Annotated in this window: 13 protein-coding genes; 7 read left to right on the top strand and 6 right to left on the bottom strand. The window is 59.2% G+C overall.

The genetic code is table 11. The features are described from left to right. Positions 1–61: 61 nt before the first annotated feature. Both KGA88_RS14245 and KGA88_RS14240 read right to left on the bottom strand, forming a co-directional pair. Entirely contained in the window at positions 62–475 is a 414-nt protein-coding gene (locus KGA88_RS14245) for a VOC family protein (RefSeq protein WP_223591900.1), read from the bottom strand. Between the two features lie 133 nt (positions 476–608). Beyond that, positions 609–1,217: a tRNA-(ms[2]io[6]A)-hydroxylase gene (locus tag KGA88_RS14240; RefSeq protein WP_007986374.1), complete on the bottom strand. Its 609-nt coding sequence runs from the start codon at positions 1,215–1,217 to the stop codon at positions 609–611. Between the two features lie 162 nt (positions 1,218–1,379). Here KGA88_RS14240 and KGA88_RS14235 point away from each other — a divergent pair, with 162 nt between their 5' ends. After that, positions 1,380–2,243: a universal stress protein gene (locus KGA88_RS14235; RefSeq protein ID WP_223591898.1), complete on the top strand. Its 864-nt coding sequence runs from the start codon at positions 1,380–1,382 to the stop codon at positions 2,241–2,243. 147 nt (positions 2,244–2,390) lie between these two features. Here KGA88_RS14235 and KGA88_RS14230 read toward each other — a convergent pair whose 3' ends face one another. Then, positions 2,391–2,861 carry a DUF1289 domain-containing protein gene (locus tag KGA88_RS14230; RefSeq protein ID WP_056727706.1) on the bottom strand — a complete coding sequence of 157 codons (471 nt, stop codon included), beginning with the start codon at positions 2,859–2,861 and terminating at the stop codon, positions 2,391–2,393. A gap of 457 nt (positions 2,862–3,318) precedes the next feature. Here KGA88_RS14230 and acnB point away from each other — a divergent pair, with 457 nt between their 5' ends. After that, on the top strand, positions 3,319–5,919 hold the full coding sequence (gene acnB / locus KGA88_RS14225) for a bifunctional aconitate hydratase 2/2-methylisocitrate dehydratase (RefSeq protein WP_223592003.1): 2,601 nt from the start codon (positions 3,319–3,321) through the stop codon (positions 5,917–5,919). A 220-nt stretch (positions 5,920–6,139) separates the two neighbouring features. Here the strand turns inward: acnB and KGA88_RS14220 are convergent, their stop codons facing one another. Further along, the gene (locus KGA88_RS14220; protein ID WP_223591867.1) at positions 6,140–7,792 is read right to left on the bottom strand and encodes a SulP family inorganic anion transporter; all 1,653 of its coding nucleotides are present in this window, start codon (positions 7,790–7,792) and stop codon (positions 6,140–6,142) included. Positions 7,793–7,886: 94 nt separating this feature from the next. Beyond that, a complete protein-coding gene (locus KGA88_RS14215) occupies positions 7,887–9,167 on the bottom strand; it encodes a serine/threonine transporter (RefSeq protein ID WP_223591859.1) in 1,281 nt (426 codons plus the stop codon). A 363-nt stretch (positions 9,168–9,530) separates the two neighbouring features. Between KGA88_RS14215 and KGA88_RS14210 the strand changes: the two genes are divergently transcribed. The 5 genes from KGA88_RS14210 (at position 9,531) to KGA88_RS14190 (ending at position 14,974) form a co-directional block, all read left to right on the top strand. Beyond that, complete coding sequence (locus KGA88_RS14210; RefSeq protein ID WP_110662100.1) at positions 9,531–9,914, top strand: tautomerase family protein; 384 nt, start codon at positions 9,531–9,533, stop codon at positions 9,912–9,914. Between the two features lie 28 nt (positions 9,915–9,942). Further along, a complete protein-coding gene (locus tag KGA88_RS14205; RefSeq protein ID WP_223591857.1) occupies positions 9,943–10,542 on the top strand; it encodes a TetR/AcrR family transcriptional regulator in 600 nt (199 codons plus the stop codon). Positions 10,543–11,882: 1,340 nt separating this feature from the next. Further along, entirely contained in the window at positions 11,883–12,848 is a 966-nt protein-coding gene (locus KGA88_RS14200; protein WP_223591855.1) for a 2-hydroxyacid dehydrogenase, read from the top strand. Between the two features lie 144 nt (positions 12,849–12,992). Next, positions 12,993–14,060 (top strand): phosphotransferase family protein, encoded by a 1,068-nt coding sequence (locus KGA88_RS14195; protein ID WP_223591845.1) that lies wholly within the window; start codon positions 12,993–12,995, stop codon positions 14,058–14,060. 146 nt (positions 14,061–14,206) lie between these two features. Next, positions 14,207–14,974 carry an SDR family oxidoreductase gene (locus KGA88_RS14190; RefSeq protein WP_007976320.1) on the top strand — a complete coding sequence of 256 codons (768 nt, stop codon included), beginning with the start codon at positions 14,207–14,209 and terminating at the stop codon, positions 14,972–14,974. Between the two features lie 278 nt (positions 14,975–15,252). Here KGA88_RS14190 and KGA88_RS14185 read toward each other — a convergent pair whose 3' ends face one another. Continuing rightward, complete coding sequence (locus KGA88_RS14185; protein ID WP_223591843.1) at positions 15,253–17,253, bottom strand: hypothetical protein; 2,001 nt, start codon at positions 17,251–17,253, stop codon at positions 15,253–15,255. Between the last annotated feature and the right edge of the window lie 355 nt (positions 17,254–17,608).

The following is a 17,608-nucleotide window of genomic DNA, read 5'->3' as shown; positions in this document are numbered from 1 at the left end:
ACAGCATTGCCCCAACTGGCCGGTTTTTTTCTTCACGCAACCCCGGAAACAGGCATGATCCTTACGCTTGGGACGGCCCTTTCAGTTCGACCTGGTTGCCGTCCGGATCGAAGCAATAGATAGACAGCCCACGGCCGTCGGCGCCGAAGCGCACGGCGGCTTTCTCGGGTGCCAGGCCGAAGGACTGTAAGTGACTGATCAGCGCTTCCTCGTCGAACGGTTCGATGCGCAGGCAGAAATGATCGACGTTGCGCCGCTCGCGGGCTGCGGCAGCACCGCCCTTGCGGCCGAGCTCGCCATGAATGTCGACGAGGTCGATCATCGAGGTGCCCGCACGCAAGTGCACCATGCCCAGATCGTCGCGGCGCTTGACCAGTTCGGCACCGAAAACCTCGCCGTAAAAAGTGATGCTTCGTTCGAGATCCTCGACGCGCAGGACAATGTGATCGATATGCTTGATCGTGAATGCTTGCATTGGGATGATTCCTGAAAATATCGTCTACAGCATGACCGGTGACCCGTTGACTGTAGTTCAGGACCACAAAAAATCACTGGCGACCTTTCGGTGCAAGCGCCACCGCCGCGCAACCGGGCAGCGCCTGCAGGGGTTACGCCGCAGCCGGTACACCGCTGTGGAAACGGAACTCCACATCCGGGGATTCGATGAGCTCCTGCTCGGCGGCGCGGACCTTGTCGATCACCTGGGCAATGTCCTTGGCGTCGCCGTACTGGTAAGCCAGCTTCAGGTACCCCTGGAAATGCCGGGCCTCGCTCTTGAGCAAACCGAAATAGAACTTGCCCAGCTCCTCGTCCAGATGCGGCACCAGCGCTTCGAATCGCTCGCAACTGCGGGCCTCGATGAACGCCCCCACCACCAATGTATCCACCAGCTTTACCGGCTCGTGACTGCGCACCACCTTGCGCAGCCCCGAGGCATAACGCCCCGCCGACAGCTGGCGCAATTCGATCTTGCGGCGTTTCATCAGGCGCATGACCTGTTCGTGGTGCACCAGTTCTTCCCGGGCCAGGCGCGACATCATGTTGATCAGATCGACGTGGGAATGATACTTGGCGATCAGGCTCAACGCGGTGCTGGCGGCCTTGAATTCGCAGTTCTTGTGGTCGATCAGCAGGGTTTCCTGATCGGCCAGCGCGGCCTGGATCCAGCCGTCGGGGGTGCGGCAGCCAAGGAACTCGTGAATTTCGGGAAGGATCATGGGGCTCACGGAAAAATAGGTTCAAAACGAAGGGCGCCGATTATACCGGCCTGCCCGCAGACCACCAGTCGCCAACCGTTGATATGCATCAAGTCACCGAATCGTCGGCAGCAACTATAGTTGTGCAACGCCGTGCCTTTTCATTTTCAGGAGATAGCGATCATGCAAGCCGTACGCAGCATTCTGGTGGTCATCGAACCCGAACACTCCGAAAGCCTGGCGCTCAAACGGGCGAAGCTGATCGCCGGTGTGACCCAGGCCCAGTTGCATCTGCTGGTGTGCGACCCCAAGCATGATCACAGCGCCATGTTGGGTGTGCTCAAGGCCGCTTTGCTGGAAGACGGTTACAACGTCACCACCGAGCAGGCCTGGAACCAGAGCCTGCATCAAACCATCATCGATGTGCAGCAAGCCGAAGGCTGTGGTCTTGTGGTGAAGCAGCACTTTCCCGACAGCGCACTGAAAAAGGCCCTGCTGACACCCGAGGACTGGAAATTGCTGCGCGAATGCCCTTCCCCGGTACTGTTGGTGAAAACCGCTGGCTCATGGAAAGACAAAGTGATCCTGGCAGCTGTCGACGTGGGCAACGCCGACGGCGAACATCGCCACCTGCACGACACCATCATCGATCATGGCTATGACATTGCAACCCTGGCCAAGGCGCACTTGCACGTGATCAGCGCCCACCCGTCGCCGATGCTGTCGTCGGCCGACCCGACGTTTCAACTCAGCGAAACCATCCAGGCGCGCTACCGCGAGCAATGCAAGTCGTTCCAGGCTGAATTCGACATCGACGATGAACACCTGCACATCGAGGAAGGCCCGGCGGACGTGTTGATTCCGTTCATGGTGCACAAACTGCAGGCGGCGGTGACGGTGATCGGTACCGTGGCGCGTAGCGGGTTGTCAGGGGCGTTGATCGGTAATACGGCGGAAGTGGTGCTTGATGCGGTGGAGAGCGATGTACTGGTGCTCAAGCCGCAGGAGATCGAGGATCATCTGGAGGAAATGGCCGTCAAGCGTTGAGGCCGAACATGCTTTTGTGGCGAGGGGGCTTGCCCCCGTTGGGTCGCGAAGCGGCCCCTTGCATTCCGGCAGATGTACTGTGCCAGCTCAATTTGCGACGGCTGCGCCGCCGAGCGGGAGCAAGCTCCCTCGCCACAGTTCGGTGGCTCAGCCGCCGAAGGCGTCCTTGAGGAACCCCGGCGCAATGTAGCGCTGGTAATGCGCCTCGGAGAGCAGGAAAAATTCCCGATCAATGGCATCGCGCAATTCCGGCAGGTTCCACTCGCGAAACTCCGGCAGCAACACCATCCCGTAAGCTTCCAGATTATTGATCACCCGCGCGCCCCGGGCGATCAACTGGTAGGCCCAGCAATATTCCGACTGATGGGGCACGAAACGGATCTTGCGCTGTTCCAGTTGCATTCGCAGCAATGCCGGGTCGAAAATTTCCACCTTGGCGGCCATCACCTGGGACAGCAACTGCTCGAGACGCAGCCATACCGCGCGCTTTTCTTCCTCGTTGTAACCGTTCCAGTGGATCACTTCATGGTGGAAACGCTTGCAGCCACGGCACACCAGGTCACCGTAAACAGTGGAGCAAAGGCCGACGCACGGCGTCTTGATGGTCTGATTGGGCATAGGTAGGCAAAAACGCGAAAAGCAGAACAGGCCGGCATGTTAGCCCTTTGTCCGATATTCATCACCCCTCAAAGTCAAAGGGTTAAGGTCAATGGCACCTTGCTGGCCGCCTCCACCAAAGTCCAATAAAACCTGACTTACCTTAATTTTTTTTTTGCCGTAGAATCAGCCTGCCTTTTTAGGCGCCAATGTCCGTTAGAAGCTGTTTTCAAAGCGTCACGAGCACAGTCGTTCCTTCAGAGCGGTGTTGGCGATGGGTTTTTCCAGCGGGGAAAAGCCCAACGCCAACCCTCATCAGCTCCCGTTCTGCAGGCGTAAAACTTTGAAAGCAGCTTCTGTAAGGAATTGTCGGTAATTCTGGCTAAGTGGCTCACAACGCCATGCAGCGCATGAGTACGGCAATTTCGGGATGAGCGTCCCGGACACCCATTTGGGACCACTGATGAGGGTAATAACTGTGCTTGAAGCCTACCGCAAACATATCGAAGAGCGCGCAGCACTGGGTATCGTTCCCCAGCCGCTAAACGCCGAACAAACTGCAGGCCTGGTCGAGCTGCTGAAAAATCCCCCGGCTGGCGAAGAAGCATTCCTCGTTGACCTGATCACCAATCGCGTTCCGCCAGGCGTGGACGAAGCAGCCTATGTAAAGGCCGGCTTCCTGTCCGCCCTCGCCAAAGGCGAAGCCAAATCCCCCCTGATCGACAAGAAGCGCGCTGTTGAACTGCTCGGCACCATGCAGGGCGGCTACAACATCGTGACGCTGGTCAACCTGCTGGACGACGCCGAACTGGCTCCGGTAGCTGCCGAAGAACTCAAGCACACCCTGCTGATGTTCGATGCCTTCCACGACGTGGCTGAAAAAGCCAAGAACGGCAACGTTCACGCCAAAGGCGTCCTGCAATCCTGGGCGGACGGCGAGTGGTTCGTGAAGCGCCCGACCCTGGCCGACAAGATCAGCCTGCGCGTGTTCAAGGTCACCGGCGAAACCAACACCGACGACCTGTCCCCTGCGCCTGATGCCTGGTCCCGCCCGGACATCCCGCTGCACGCCCTGGCCATGCTGAAAATGGCTCGCGACGGCATCGTGCCTGACGCACAAGGCGTCACCGGTCCGATGAAGCAGATCGAAGAAATGCGCAACGCCGGCTTCCCTATCGCCTACGTCGGTGACGTGGTCGGTACCGGTTCTTCGCGTAAATCGGCTACCAACTCGGTGCTGTGGTTCTTCGGCGACGACGTTCCTTACGTGCCGAACAAGCGTGCCGGCGGTTTCTGCTTCGGCAGCAAGATCGCTCCGATCTTCTACAACACCATGGAAGATGCTGGCGCACTGCCAATCGAATTCGACGTTTCCAACATGCACATGGGCGACGTGATCGACCTGTACCCGCATGCTGGCAAAGTCTGCAAGCACGGCACCGACGAAGTCCTGACCACCTTCGAAATGAAGACCCCGGTCCTGTTGGACGAAGTACGTGCCGGCGGCCGTATCCCGCTGATCATCGGCCGTGGTCTGACCGAGAAGGCTCGTACCGAGCTGGGTCTGCCACCTTCGACTCTGTTCAAGAAGCCTGAAGCACCGGCTGAAAGCACCAAGGGTTTCACCCTGGCGCAGAAAATGGTCGGCAAGGCTTGCGGCGTGACCGGCGTTCGTCCGGGCACCTACTGCGAACCGAAGATGACCACCGTGGGTTCCCAGGACACCACCGGCCCCATGACCCGCGACGAACTGAAAGACCTGGCGTGCCTGGGCTTCTCGACCGATCTGGTGATGCAGTCCTTCTGCCACACCGCGGCTTACCCTAAGCCGATCGACGTGACCACCCACCACACCCTGCCTGACTTCATCATGACCCGCGGCGGCGTTTCCCTGCGTCCGGGCGACGGCATCATCCACTCGTGGCTGAACCGCATGCTGCTGCCAGACACCGTCGGTACCGGTGGTGACTCGCACACCCGCTTCCCGATCGGCATCTCGTTCCCGGCCGGTTCCGGCCTGGTCGCGTTCGCCGCTGCCACCGGCGTCATGCCGCTGGACATGCCTGAGTCGATCCTGGTTCGCTTCAAAGGCGAACTGCAGCCAGGCGTCACCCTGCGTGACCTGGTTCACGCCATTCCTTACTACGCGATCCAGGCTGGCCTGCTGACCGTAGAGAAGAAAGGCAAGAAGAACGCCTTCTCCGGTCGCATCCTGGAGATCGAAGGTCTGCCTAAACTGACCGTAGAACAAGCGTTCGAACTGTCTGACGCCTCGGCTGAACGTTCGGCTGCCGGTTGCACCATCCAGCTGTCCAAAGAGTCGATTGCCGAGTACCTGCAGTCCAACATCACCTTGCTGCGCTGGATGATCGGCGAAGGCTACGGCGATGCACGTACTCTGGAACGTCGCGCTCAAGCGATGGAAGCCTGGCTGGCCAACCCTGAGCTGCTGCAAGCGGACAAAGACGCTGAATACGCTGAAATCATCGAGATCGACCTGGCCGACATCAAGGAGCCAGTGCTCTGCGCGCCGAACGACCCGGACGACGCTCGCCTGCTCTCCAGCGTTGCTGGCGAGAAGATCGACGAAGTGTTCATCGGTTCGTGCATGACCAACATCGGTCATTTCCGCGCTGCCGGTAAACTGCTGGAACAGGTCAAGGGTCAGTTGCCAACCCGTCTGTGGCTCTCGCCGCCGACCAAGATGGACGCTCACCAGCTGACCGAAGAAGGCTACTACGGCATCTACGGCAAGGCCGGCGCGCGCATGGAAATGCCGGGCTGCTCGCTGTGCATGGGTAACCAGGCACGTGTAGAGCCGAACTCGACCGTTGTGTCGACTTCGACCCGTAACTTCCCGAACCGCCTGGGTGACGGCGCGAACGTCTACCTGGCTTCGGCTGAGCTGGCGTCCGTGGCTTCCATCCTGGGTCGCCTGCCGACCGTCGAGGAGTACATGGAATACGCTGGCAAGATCGACAGCATGGCGGCCGATGTCTACCGCTACCTGTCCTTCGACCAGATCGCCGAGTTCCGTGAAGCTGCTGCGAACGCCAACATCCCGGTCGTTCAAGCCTAACGTTGCAACGCAATGAAAAACGCCGCCCATCGTGAGATGAGCGGCGTTTTTTATGCCTGAAGACTCACCTGTGGGGGAGCTTTTGTGGCGAGGGGGCTTGCCCCCGTTCGGCTGCGTAGCAGTCGTAAATTCGGTCAGCACTGTTTAGTTATGGAAATGCAGGGGCCGCTGCGCGACCCAACGGGGGCAAGCCCCCTCGCCACACAAGCCCTCCCACAAATTATGTGTTCAACCTGAGCGCCTGCTGCACCGCTCCATCCACACTCAACCCACTCAGCACCACCCCGCTTACCGCCACCTGCGGCAACACCGCCAACGCCAATTGTGCGTCGTCCTTGAGACGCGCCAGAATCAGCCGTTTGCCCTCCTGATGCACCCGCACAAAAAACTCCTGCAATGCCTCGATGCTGGTGCCATCCAGATCGGGGGACTCCTCAAGACTGAGAATCACCGTATGAACCGGCGTTTGCGAATGCCGGATCAAGCGCAAGGCAGCGCCAAGAATCCGCTCGACGTTGGCAAAGAACAACGCCTCACCCGGCCGCACAATCAACACGCCCGGCACTGCTTGCGCCGTTGGATGGCGCTGCAAGTCGACAAAATCGCGACCGCCATCGATGCGCCCCAAAATCTGGATATCCGCCGCCGACATCTGCTTGAGCATCAGCAACACACTGATCGCCACTGCCACCAGCAAGCCGTCCAGCACCCCCAGCAGCAACACCGCCCCCACGGCACAGATCACCAGCAAGCGGTCTCGACGCCAGATGAAATAGCGTCCCAGCGGCTGCAGGCTCAAGCCGCGTCCCAGGGCATGGATGACGATGGCGGCGAGGATCGGTTCCGGCGTCAGCGCGATGTAAGGCAGCACCGTCAGCACAATGACCAGCACCACCAGCGCCGCCACGATACCGGCCAGGCGTGAAGTGGCACCCGCCGCCTCATTCGCCGACGTGGCCGAATACCCCGCTCCCGCCGGCATGCCGTGGAACAGGCCGGATAGCAGGTTGGAGGCGCCGAGGGCCAGCAGATCGCGGTTCGAGGTCACGCGATCACCGTGCTTGAGCGCATAGGCACTGATCGAGCCATAAGACTCCGCGTACAGAATCATCACCATGGCGAACGCCAATTCACCCAGACGCAGCCAGTCGGTAAACGGCAATACCGGCAACCTCGGCACCTCCAGGCTCAGGTCGATTACGCCGATCAGCTTCACGTCATAGGCCGGCAGATCCAGCCACTGCCCCGCGGCAATACCGATCACCACCACCAACAATCCACCTGGCAGGCGCCGAAACCGGGCGAACAGCCATAACAAGGCCAGCGCCACCGCCCCGACACCAGCTGCCACCCAGTTCCATTGCGGCAATTGTTCCAGCAGTTGCGGCAGAAAGCGCACCAGGTTGGCATCGGTCAAATGCACGCCAACCACGCTGGCAACCTGTTTGAGAATGATGGTCAGCGCCAGGCCAAAGGCGAAACCACGCAGCACCGGTTTGGCGATGAACGACGTCACGCTGCCGAGCTTGAACAGCCCCGCCAGCAAGAAAAACACCCCGGTCACCAGGACCAGGCCGATAGCCAGGGTCGAGCGAAGCCCGGGATTGCCATTGGCCAGGGTGGCGGTCGCGGCGGCCAGCACGGCGGCGGAGGATGAAGTGGCCGAGACAATCGCAAAGCGGCTGGTGCCGAACACGCCATAACACAACAACCCGGCGAACAAGGCAATGACCCCGGCCTGGGGCGCCAGTGCGGCGATGCTTGAATAAGCGACCGCTTCGGGCAGCAGCAGGCCGGCAATCGACAGACCGGCCAACAGGTCCTGCCAGCGGTTGGGTTGCTCGGTGGGATTTACGTTGGGGGCGCTCGACAATCCGGTGTCTCCAGGCGAAAAAAAGCCGCTGCACGTATCACGTGCAGCGGCCACTGTAGCTGTCAATCCGGCACTGCGCGAGCAGGCCGGTCGATCACGCGGTCAGCGAATAGACCAACGCCGAAATCGCCACCAGGCCCACCGCCGTCACGAAGACGTTGGACGCCTGACCGCGATAGCGCGCCATCGCCGGCACCTTGCGGATGGCGTACATCGGCATCAGGAACAGGATCGCCGCGATCACCGGGCCACCGAGGGTCTCGATCATGCCGAGAATGCTCGGGTTCAGCGTGGCAACGATCCAGCACACTACCAGCATGAACGCAGCGGTCATGCGGTCCAGGGCCTTGGCCGACGGACGCTTGCCGCTCTTGACGATCAGGCCCTTGAGACCTTCGCTGGCGCCGATGTAGTGCCCAAGGAACGACTTGGAAATGGCCACGAAGGCAATCAACGGCGCCGCGAAGGCGATGGTCGGATTGCTGAAGTGGTTGGCCAGGTACGACAGGATCGACAGGTTCTGCGCCTTGGCTTCAGCCAGTTGCGCTGGCGACAGGGTCAGCACGCAACTGAAGACGAAGAACAGCACCATCACCACCATCAGCAGGTGGGCGCGAGACAGGATCTGCGAGCTGCGCTCCTCGGCGTGCTCACCGTAGCGACGCTTCTGGTCCACGGCGAACGCCGAGATGATCGGCGAATGGTTGAACGAGAACACCATTACCGGGATCGCCAGCCACAGGGTGTGCAACAGCGCCGAGGGTGCCGGCACGCTGCTGGCGGTGCTCAGGATGCCGCCGTTCCAGTGCGGAACCAGGTACACCGCCAGGAACAGCAGCGCGACGATGAACGGATAGACCATCAGGCTCATGGCCTTGACGATCAGTTGCTCGCCGCAACGCACCACCGCCAGCAGACCAAGGATCAGCACCAGCGACAGCGCGGCGCGCGGTGGCGGCGTGATGTGCAGTTGATGCTCGAGGAAACTGCCCACGGTGTTGGTCAGCGCCACGCTGTAGATCAGCAGGATCGGGAAAATGGCGAAGAAGTACAGCAAGGTGATCAGCGCACCGGCCTTGATGCCGAAATGCTCTTCCACCACTTCAGTGATGTCGGCGCCTTCGCGACCGGACAGCACGAACCGGGTCAGCCCGCGGTGTGCGTAGAACGTCATCGGGAACGCCAGCAACGCCAGGACCAGCAGCGGCCAGAAACCGCCGAGGCCTGCGTTGATCGGCAAAAACAGGGTACCCGCACCAATCGCCGTGCCAAACAGGCCAAGCATCCAGGTGGTGTCTTGGCGATTCCAGCTCGACAGCGTTGCTGGTGTCGCGTCTACATAGCGTTCGTTAACGCTATTGGCCTGATCATTCATCCGGTGGGATCTCCACATTCCGGTCACTTGCCACCCGGCCAGGACGCGTCGGAATACCCGACAGGCAGCGCCCGGCCGAAACAGGGGCGGCATTCTGGGGGATTAGTGAGCAGAAGCAAAGACTTAGGTGAGGAACGGTGGTACCAAATGGGCGCAAAACCTGTGGGAGCGGGCTTGCTCGCGAAGGCGGCGGCACATTCGGCATTGATGTGTCTGGCACACCGCTTTCGCGAGCAAGCCCGCTCCCACAAGGAATGGCAGCGTATTCAAGGCTGCGTTTCATCGCCAGACAGCATCCATTGCTTGATAAAGGTCTACCATCATGTATTTTTAACCCACCTGCATTCCTTCTGGAGTCTTCCCATGCCACTGGTTCGCGTCGACATCAAAAAACATCAGGACCCCACCCACGCCAAGCGCATCGGCCAACTGATCTATGCCGCCATGCACAGCACCATCGGCGTGCCGGAAAACGATAACTTCCAGATCCTGAACGAACACGATGAGCAGCATTTCATCTTTGATCCCGGTTACCTGGGCATCGACCGCACCGACCAACTGGTGGTGATCCAGATCACCATGAGCGAAGGCCGGACCATCGAGCAGAAAAAACGTCTCTACAAAACCATCGCTGAAAGCCTTAATGCAGAGCTGGCCGTACGCCTGGAGGACGTTTTCATTAACCTGGTGGAAGTGAAAAAAGAGAACTGGTCGTTCGGCAATGGAATTGCCCAGTACGCCCTCTGATATTCAACCTGCGAACCGAGAGTTACCCATGCCCCGAGTTTCCCGTAAACAAGCCGACCTCAACCGCGAGACTATCGTCGATGCCGCCACGCGGCTGTTTCGCGAACGCGGCTTGCACGGGATCAGCGTGGTCGATGTGATGGCCGCCGCGGGCCTGACCCACGGCGGCTTCTACGGGCACTTCGAATCCAAAGAAGCCCTGGCGCAGGAAGCCAGTGGCCGGGCCTTCGAGCAGGCCGCGCAACGCTGGCAAGCGCGGGTGGCCGGGCATGACAACAAGGACGCCGCTCATCGCGCCGTGGTCGAGCTCTATATGTCCGACGAAAGCCGGGACAATCCGGGCGACGCCTGCCCGGTGGTGGCCTTCGCCGGAGACATGTGCCACGAGGCCGCCGACAGCGGTTTGCGCCAAACCTACCTGCAAGGCCTGAACAACCTGCTCGACTCCCTGGGTACGCTGCTGGACACAGAGGATGCAGCCAGTAAACGGCAGCAGGCGCTGGTGCAGTACTCGTTGATGTTCGGTGCGCTGATGCTGTCCCGGGCCACCCGCGGCGATCCGTTGTCGGACGAGATTCTCGAAGCCGCACGCGCCGCTCTCATACCCCGCAATCCCGGGAAACTGTAGGAGCCAGCTTGCTGGCGATGAACTCAAGTGCACCGCGTTTATCCAGGTCACACGCGTCATCGTTAACGACCATCGCTGGCAAGCCAGCTCCTACAAGGGACCGCGTTCCAGTCGAAACAGTGTGAACGCCAAACTGTAGGAGCCGGCTTGCTGGCGATGGACTCAAGTGCGCCGCGTTTATCCAATTCATACGCGTTATCGTTAACGACCATCGCTGGCAAGCCAGCTCCTACAAGGGACCGCGTCCGAGTCGAAATAGTGTGAACGCCAAACTGTAGGAGCCGGCTTGCTGGCGATGGACTCCAGTGCGCCGCGTTTATCCAATTCATACGCGTTATCGTTAACGACCATCGCTGGCAAGCCAGCTCCTACAAGGGACCGCGTCCGAGTCGAAATGATGTGAACACCAAACTGTAGGAGCCGGCTTGCTGGCGATGGACTCCAGTGCGCCGCGTTTATCCAGGTCACACGCGTTATCGTTCACGACCATCGCTGGCAAGCCAGCTCCTACAAGGGACCGCGTTCCAGTCGAAATAGTGTGAACGCCAAACTGTAGGAGCCGGCTTGCTGGCGATGGACTCAAGTGCGCCGCGTTTATCCAATTCACACGCGTCATCGTTAACGACCATCGCTGGCAAGCCAGCTCCTACAAGGGACTGCGTTCCAGTCGAAATAGTGTGAACGCCAAACTGTAGGAGCCGGCTTGCTGGCGATGGACTCCAGTGCGCCGCGTTTATCCAGTTCATACGCGTTATCGTTAACGACCATCGCTGGCAAGCCAGCTCCTACAAGGGACTGCGTTCCAGTCGAAATAGTGTGAACGCCAAACTGTAGGAGCCGGCTTGCTGGCGATGGACTCCAGTGCGCCGCGTTTATCCAGTTCATACGCGTTATCGTTAACGACCATCGCTGGCAAGCCAGCTCCTACAAGGGACTGCGTTCCAGTCGAAATAGTGTGAACGCCAAACTGTAGGAGCCGGCTTGCTGGCGATGGACTCCAGTGCGCCGCGTTTATCCAGTTCATACGCGTTATCGTTAACGACCATCGCTGGCAAGCCAGCTCCTACAAGGGACCGCGTCCTGGTCGAAATGATGTGAACACCAAACTGTAGGAGCCGGCTTGCTGGCGATGGACTCCAACGCGCCGCGCTTATCCAGCTCATACGCGTTATCGTTAACGACCATCGCTGGCAAGCCAGCTCCTACAAGGGACGTAAACGCCGCAATAAAGGTCCGCAGGCTCCTACACTGACCGCAGCTGGCGGTTGCCAAGCTATCCTTGAATCAGCAATCTCACATCACGTCCGAGCCGATTTTTCGATGCCCACAGGGAGCCAAGCATGCCTGTAACCGTTCTGGTACTGGTTGAAACCATCAATGATTACCTGCCAATCCTCGAGCATCAGGGCTTTCACCTGATTCTGGCCCCGACGCCCGCCGAGCGCGCCGAAGCCATCGCCCGCCATGCCGGACAGATCGATGCTGTCCTCACCCGCGGCCCATTGGGGTTGTATGCCGATGAAATCGCCGCGCTGCCCAAACTCAGGATCATCTGCGTGATTGGCGCCGGCTATGAACACGTCGACCTGCAGGCCGCCGCCAACCGGGGCATCACCGTCACCAACGGCGCCGGGGTCAACGCCTCGTCCGTCGCCGACCATGCCATGGCGCTGCTGCTGTCGCTGGTGCGCGACGTACCCCGCTGTGATGCCGCCGTACGGCGCGGCGAGTGGCCGAAGATCATGCGCCCTTCCCTCGCCGGCAAACGCCTGGGCATCCTCGGCCTCGGCGCGGTCGGCATGGCCATCGCCAAACGCGCCGGCGCCGGGTTCGACATGAGCATCAGCTACCACAACCGCCAGCATCGCAGCGATGTGCCCTACACGTTCTGCTCGACCCCGACCGAACTGGCGCGCGCCTCGGACTTCCTGATCGTCGCCACGCCCGGCGGCCTGGGCACCAAGCACCTGATCAATCGCCAGGTGCTCGACGCGTTGGGTCCCAAGGGGTTTATCGTCAACATCGCCCGGGCCAGCGTGATTGCCACCGCTGACCTGATCATCGCCCTGGAGCAACGCCGGATCGCCGGTGCGGCACTGGATGTGTTCGATCACGAACCGCAAGTGCCGGATGCGCTCAAGACCCTGAGCAATGTGATCCTCACGCCGCATGTCGCCGGGCTGTCCCCGGAAGCCACCCAGGGCACCGTCGAACTGGTGGGCAAGAACCTCGTGGCGTTTTTCTCCAATCAACCGGTGCTGACGCCGATCGACTTGCCGCCGACCCTGAGCCAGGTCGCTCACTGACGGTGATTCAAACACCTGTATCAAAAACAATGATTGGCCGGCAACACGCTCACCTATAAGAGCCGTTCGCGGTTGTGGGGGAGCGGTGTGCGCATTAGATTAGCCAATAGTTTCAGGCCTCCAGAATAAGCAGAAGGGATAAGCATGGCGCTTAATGACCAGTCCACCCGTATCCGCACCGGCGAAGAGCTCGATGCGAGCCTGATCGATCCGTACCTCAAGGCCCATATTCCGGGGCTCAGCGGTTTGCCGCAGATCAGCCAGTTTCCGGGCGGCGCTTCAAACCTCACCTACTTGCTGGAATACCCCGAACAGGAATTCGTCCTGCGTCGCCCGCCGTTCGGCCACAAGGCCAAATCCGCCCATGACATGGGCCGTGAATTCCGCATCCTCAATCAACTGCGCGATGGATTTCCGTACTGCCCGAAGGCCTACGTTCACTGCACCGACGAATCGGTGATCGGTGCCGAGTTCTACGTGATGGAACGGGTCAACGGCATCATCCTGCGCTCGGAACTGCCACCGGAACTCGGGCTGGATTCGGCAAAAACCGAAACCCTGTGCAAGAGCTTCATCGACAAGTTCGTGGAACTGCATTGCGTCGACTACAACGCCTACGGCCTGGGCGACCTGGGTAAACCCGAAGGCTACGTGGCGCGGCAAATCAAAGGCTGGAGCGATCGCTACGAAAAAGCCCTGACCCCCGATGCGCCCCAATGGGAAGAGGTCAAGGCCTGGCTCAATGACAAGATGCCGGCCGACCATCCGACCTCCAGCATCGTGCACAACGACTACCGCTTCGACAACGTCATCCTCGACCCGAACAACCCGATGCAGATCATCGGCGTGCTTGACTGGGAACTGACCACTCTCGGCGATCCGTTGATGGACCTGGGCAACACCCTCGCCTACTGGATCGAAGCCGATGATCCGGCGCCGGTGCAGATGATGCGCCGCCAGCCGAGCCACGCGCCGGGCATGTTGACCCGCCGCGAGTTCGTCGACTACTACGCCGAACGCTCGGGCATCCGCATCGACAATTTCGACTTCTACTACACCTACGGCCTGTTCCGCCTGGCCGGCATCGTGCAGCAGATCTACTACCGCTTCTACCATGGCCAGACCCAGGACAAACGCTTCGCGCAGTTCATTCACATGAACAAGCTGCTGGAGCAGATGAGCTTGCAGGTCATCCAGAAATCCAGCCTCTGACCACGATGCGATCCCCTGTAGGAGCGAGCTTGCTCGCGAAGGTCGTGAACGCTAACGCGCGATTACTGGCCAAACGCAGCAAGTCCGCCCTCACCGAACAGCATTAGCCTCTACCCCAGCATTCGACTGCATAAGAAGGAAATCCCATGTCCAAGACTCAGTTGTTCGACCTCGACGGCAAGATCGCTTTCGTCTCCGGCGCCAGCCGTGGCATCGGTGAAGCCATCGCCAAATTGCTGGCCCAGCAAGGCGCCCACGTGATCGTCTCGAGCCGCAAGCTTGAAGGCTGCCAACACGTCGCCGACGCGATCATCGCTGCCGGCGGCAAAGCCACCGCCATCGCCTGCCACATCGGCGAAATGGAACAGATCAGCCAGGTCTTCGCCGGCATCAAGGAACAGTTCGGCCGCCTCGACATCCTGGTCAACAACGCCGCGACCAACCCGCAGTTCTGCAACGTGCTGGACACCGACCTCAGCGCCTTCCAGAAAACCGTCGACGTGAACATTCGCGGCTACTTCTTCATGTCAGTCGAAGCCGGCAAGCTGATGCGCGAAAACGGTGGCGGCAGCATCATCAACGTCGCCTCGATCAACGGTGTTTCGCCCGGGATCTTCCAGGGCATCTACTCGGTGACCAAGGCGGCGGTGATCAACATGACCAAGGTGTTCGCCAAGGAATGTGCGCAGTTCGGGATCCGTTGCAATGCCTTGCTCCCAGGCCTCACCGACACTAAATTCGCCTCGGCGCTGGTGAAGAATGAGGCAATTCTGAATACCGCTTTGCAGCAGATTCCGCTCAAGCGTGTGGCGGACCCGAGTGAGATGGCGGGGGCGGTGCTTTACCTCGCCAGCGATGCTTCGAGCTACACCACGGGTGTTTCGCTGAATGTGGATGGTGGCTTCCTGTCCTGATTCTGGTTCCGAATGAAAAAAAGGCAGCCGATCAGGGAGATAGGCTGCCTTTAGTTCACACTGTTACCACCGGTCGCTCGGCAATCAAATCACTTTGGCCTGCTAACAAACTCAACCTACTCCGCTGCCGGATAGCAAACTGACTTTATTACCAGCTAATGGGCTATCCGCTTTAGGAACTAATGTAACTGTGCGCTTTGAACTACTAAGACAGGGAACTTCATTATTGGATACATCAACGCCATCAATTTAACGACAGCCTCATCCGACAGATTGTTCTAAATCAACTTGCTGACCGCAATTTTCAATGGATTAATCACTCCCCCCGCCCCTACCACAGAAATCTGGAAGGTGCCGCTTCTGTTATATCCGGTCACCTGCCAACGCCAATTGGGTCCTCCTATCCCTCCAAATGGCGGTGCACTTTGAATATCGCCCTGGGATAGCCCCTGTAAGAGCTGACAAGTCAACGTAATATTGTGTCCAGCGATCGGACTGCCCCGCTTAGGAACCAGCGTAACTTCCTGAGCCTGCCCCTTTATGAATACATTTCCACTGTCAGGCACACTTTGCCCATCAATCTTCACCTCAACTTCATCCCTCAGATCGCCCGATACCAATTTGCTGACGGTCAAGGTAATCGGTGTGGTCATGCCCTTACCCACCAATGCCAGTTGGAACGTTCCGCTATGTACCCTCCCCAATACTGCCCAGCTATAGGTGGTTTGCTCACTACCAAAGGCCGGTACACTCACCACGCTGCCGGCACTGAGACCGCTTTTGATTTCCCAAGTCAACGTGACCGGAAGGCCGTCCAGCGGGCTGTTGGGCTTGGGGGTCAACGTCACTATTCGACCATGATCCCGATAAAACCAATTGCCCTCGGCGGGCACGGCGGCGCCGGCAATCTTCACATCTGCCTCATCCGCCAGGTTGCTCGACAGCAACTTGCTGACAGCCAGGGTAATCGGTGTGGTCATGCCCTTGCCCGACAAGGCCAATTGGAAGGTGCCGCTCTTGGTGTTCCCGGTCACTGCCCAGCTATGGGTAGTTGGCTCACTGCCGAAGGCCGGTGCACTCACCACATTGGCGATATCGAGGCCACTTTTGATTGCGCAGGTCAGGGTAACTGGAAGGCCGGCCAGCGGGCTGTTGGGTTTGGGGGTTAGCGTCACCGTTTGCGGTTTGCCCCGGTAAAACCAATTGCCCCCGGCGGGCACGGCGACGCCGTCAATCTTCACGTCTGCCTCATCCGCCAGGTTGTTCGAAAGCAACTTGCTGATCGCAATTTTTATTGGAGTAGACATTCCCTGCCCTACCACAGAAATTTCGAAGGTGCCGCTTCTGGTATATCCAGTCAACTGCCACTTCCAGTTTGTAACTCCTACCCCCCCAAATGGCGGTGCACTTCGTATATCGCCTTGGAATAGCCCCTGTAACACCTTATAAGTCAGCGTAATATTGTGTCCGGCGATCGGACTGCCTGGCTTAGGGATCAACGTAACTTCCTGAGCCTGCCCCCTTATGAATACATTTCCACTGGCAGGCACACTTTGCCCACCAATCTTTACCTCAACCTCATCCGCCAGGTTACTCGACAGCAACTTGCTGACAGCCAAGGTAATCGGTGTGGTCATGCCTTTACCCGCCACCGCCAACTGGAAGGTGCCACTTCTGGTTGCCCCGGTTACTGCCCAGCTATACGTGGTTTGCTCACGGCCAAAGGGCGGCGCACTCACCACGTCGGAGGTACCGAGGCCGCTTTTGATAGCACAGGTCAGGGTGACTGGAATGCCGGCCAGCGGACTGTTGGGTTTAGGGGTCAACGTCACCGTTTGCGCCGTACCCCGGAAAAACCAATTCCCCCCGGAAGGCACGGCGACGCCGTCAATCTTCACGTCTGCCTCATCCGCCAGGTTGCTCGAAATCACCAGGCTTCGGTGCTCCCAAGGCACCACCACTTCCCGGCTGAAAAACACCAGGGAGATACGCCCGCTCTTGCCTGCATCCGGCTTAATCTTCCAATGGAACTTGCCATTGACGGGAGCCAACCAGGCGCCGAATTCCGGCGACGCAACAGGCTCCAATCCGCCATTGCCAGCCAGCCTCAGGTTGAGCTCCCGGGCGATCGCGGGGGGAGCTTCCACTGTCACTTCGCTCTCCTGTCCGCGGAACAAAACGAGTTCCGCCCCCCACTCCACTTTCGTGCCGTTGATAAACAACGTGGCTTGTTCCCAAGGACTTGGTTCAGCGGTTGCAGCTTTCAATTCGGTGGTCATTACGACGTTTCCTTTTCAGCGTTGGACATAAAAAACAGTCCATGAACTATCAGGAAAAATCGATACGCCGAGAACAACCATAAATGACAGGTAGGTTGGTGAAAAAAGTGTATTTCTCACCAATTTAGGAGTTTCTGATAGCAGCAACTATCAGAAATGACAGAAATAAAGATCATTCAGCATGGCCGCGCCGTTCACCAGCGCGGCCGTCACGCTGGTTTACTGGGTAACACACCGAGTCGTGGTGGTGACTCGGGTCACCTGCCCGTCTTCGCCCCGTACATCGCCCAGGACGTCGGTTTTATCCATGGCCTGGCAAGTGCGTTCAGGAGGGGGTGGAGTGACCGTTGGAGGG

Origin of the sequence: Pseudomonas sp. A-R-19 (assembly GCF_019956575.1) — a bacterium.
Lineage (GTDB): Bacteria > Pseudomonadota > Gammaproteobacteria > Pseudomonadales > Pseudomonadaceae > Aquipseudomonas.
Note: the sequence above shows the minus strand (reverse complement) of the source record. Positions and strands in the feature narration are given on the sequence as shown.

Coding starts and splice junctions, on each gene's coding strand:
- KGA88_RS14215 (WP_223591859.1), bottom strand. CDS start 9,167: ATGAATGATCAGGCCAATAGCGTTAACGAACGCTATGTAGACGCGACA.
- KGA88_RS14245 (WP_223591900.1), bottom strand. CDS start 475: ATGCAAGCATTCACGATCAAGCATATCGATCACATTGTCCTGCGCGTC.
- KGA88_RS14185 (WP_223591843.1), bottom strand. CDS start 17,253: ATGACCACCGAATTGAAAGCTGCAACCGCTGAACCAAGTCCTTGGGAA.
- KGA88_RS14195 (WP_223591845.1), top strand. CDS start 12,993: ATGGCGCTTAATGACCAGTCCACCCGTATCCGCACCGGCGAAGAGCTC.
- KGA88_RS14190 (WP_007976320.1), top strand. CDS start 14,207: ATGTCCAAGACTCAGTTGTTCGACCTCGACGGCAAGATCGCTTTCGTC.
- KGA88_RS14205 (WP_223591857.1), top strand. CDS start 9,943: ATGCCCCGAGTTTCCCGTAAACAAGCCGACCTCAACCGCGAGACTATC.
- KGA88_RS14240 (WP_007986374.1), bottom strand. CDS start 1,217: ATGATCCTTCCCGAAATTCACGAGTTCCTTGGCTGCCGCACCCCCGAC.
- KGA88_RS14210 (WP_110662100.1), top strand. CDS start 9,531: ATGCCACTGGTTCGCGTCGACATCAAAAAACATCAGGACCCCACCCAC.
- KGA88_RS14200 (WP_223591855.1), top strand. CDS start 11,883: ATGCCTGTAACCGTTCTGGTACTGGTTGAAACCATCAATGATTACCTG.
- KGA88_RS14235 (WP_223591898.1), top strand. CDS start 1,380: ATGCAAGCCGTACGCAGCATTCTGGTGGTCATCGAACCCGAACACTCC.
- KGA88_RS14230 (WP_056727706.1), bottom strand. CDS start 2,861: ATGCCCAATCAGACCATCAAGACGCCGTGCGTCGGCCTTTGCTCCACT.